The sequence below is a fragment of the Mesorhizobium sp. M5C.F.Ca.IN.020.29.1.1 genome, from assembly GCF_003997375.1.
Classification (GTDB): Bacteria; Pseudomonadota; Alphaproteobacteria; order Rhizobiales; family Rhizobiaceae; genus Mesorhizobium; species Mesorhizobium wenxiniae.
This window is the reverse complement of the sequence record NZ_RZSW01000950.1, coordinates 1-1,404: the sequence shown is the minus strand read 5'-3', so window position 1 is coordinate 1,404 and position 1,404 is coordinate 1. Positions and strand designations below refer to the sequence as shown.

At 57.5% G+C, this 1,404-nt stretch carries 2 protein-coding genes; both read right to left on the bottom strand.

Annotated elements, in window-relative coordinates; translation table 11 throughout:
- Positions 1-319 precede the first annotated feature (319 nt).
- The gene (locus EOA85_RS35290; protein WP_127212732.1) at positions 320-859 is read right to left on the bottom strand and encodes an Hsp20/alpha crystallin family protein; all 540 of its coding nucleotides are present in this window, start codon (positions 857-859) and stop codon (positions 320-322) included.
- A 311-nt stretch (positions 860-1,170) separates the two neighbouring features.
- The coding region (locus EOA85_RS38405; RefSeq protein ID WP_206523472.1) for a hypothetical protein at positions 1,171-1,404 on the bottom strand (234 nt) is incomplete at its 5' end.

The following is a 1,404-nucleotide window of genomic DNA, read 5'->3' as shown; positions in this document are numbered from 1 at the left end:
GCTTCATTGCGAAGGCCAATATCAGCCACTTCCAGGTTTTGCTCGCGCATGAGACCGATCCAGAACGGCGGCGTTTGATCGAAGGCTTGTTGGGAACAACAAAAGCTCCAAGTTGCGGATATTCAGGCACGCAAGCTGTCCAATCTGGGCGAAGTTGGTGAAATTCCAAACCTGATCCAAGCGCTAAGGCGTTTTCGTCACATCAGAAGCCAGAGCGCATCCGTATGCGGACTGGTTCATTTTCGAGGAGCGCCGGCACCAGCAAGGTCGGACCTGTCAGCGCGTCGGACCGACGCGCTGACAGCTAACAATCACGGAATCAGGCAGCCTTCACCGTGATCTTCTTTTCGGCCTTCTGGGCTTCGGCGGTCTTGGGGAGCTTGACCGTCAGAACGCCCTTGGCGAAGCTCGCATCGATCTTGTCGGCGTCGACCCCTTCGGGCAGCTGGAATGAACGCTGGAAGGAGCCATAACGGCGCTCGGACAGGTAATAGTCGTTGTCCTTCTCTTCCTTCTCTTCGGTCTTCTCACCCTTGATCGTCAGCGTGCGGTTGGCGAGTTTGATCTCGACATTCCTTTCGTCGATACCGGGCAGCTCGGCCGTGATCTCATACTCCTTGCCTTTTTCGACAAGATCCATCGCCGGCGCGATCTGCCAAGCTGCGGAGCGCAGCGTTGGCAGTTCGCGGCCGAATATGGAGCGCGGCGATGGCAGGCGAAAATCGAAAGGATGGAAGTCGTCGAACAGTCGGTCGATTTCGCGACGCAGGCTTTCGAACGGACTTGTCCAATTGCCGGCTGGCGCCGGCGCAGTGCTTTTCTCTGATTTGATGGGCAGTTTGGTGGCAGCTTCAGCCATGGCTTTTATCCTCGAAAGGGGTTGATCGACAGGTGCCGCCGCCTCCGCCCTTCCACCTTTAGGTCTCCCAGGAGGCGCTAGAGCTGGAGGTCAGCGGCCCGCTCGCCAAGTGTCGTCACCGAACTGGTGCATTGCTTCGCGAATCCGCGTTTGCCCGGTTCATCGCGCCCGCGTCACCAAAGTCGGCTCGGCCTGACGAGAATTGCATCATAGTGTTTGCAGTCCTCAGGCTCATTGATCCGCATCAATGAGACGAGGAAATGCCATCGGTGCGGCAGATATGCGATCAGTAGGGTGGCGAAACTAGGAGATCATCGTCGCGCAAGAAGCTGACTTGCAAGAGAAAACGCCCATGCCGCAGCGTCAGAGAGACTTGGCGGCTCAGGCGTGCGCGGCATCGCGTAGCGACAAGTCCGATCCAGCGGCTCTGGGTTGGCCGTGATGTGAATCAATTCGTCGTAGAGAGAAAAAGGGAACTCGTAAGTGTGATGTGTCGCTTGTGCCGACAAGGCTTGTGATCCCTCGATCGGCCGCAACGGTTGGAG

Coding starts and splice junctions, on each gene's coding strand:
- EOA85_RS35290 (WP_127212732.1), bottom strand. CDS start 859: ATGGCTGAAGCTGCCACCAAACTGCCCATCAAATCAGAGAAAAGCACT.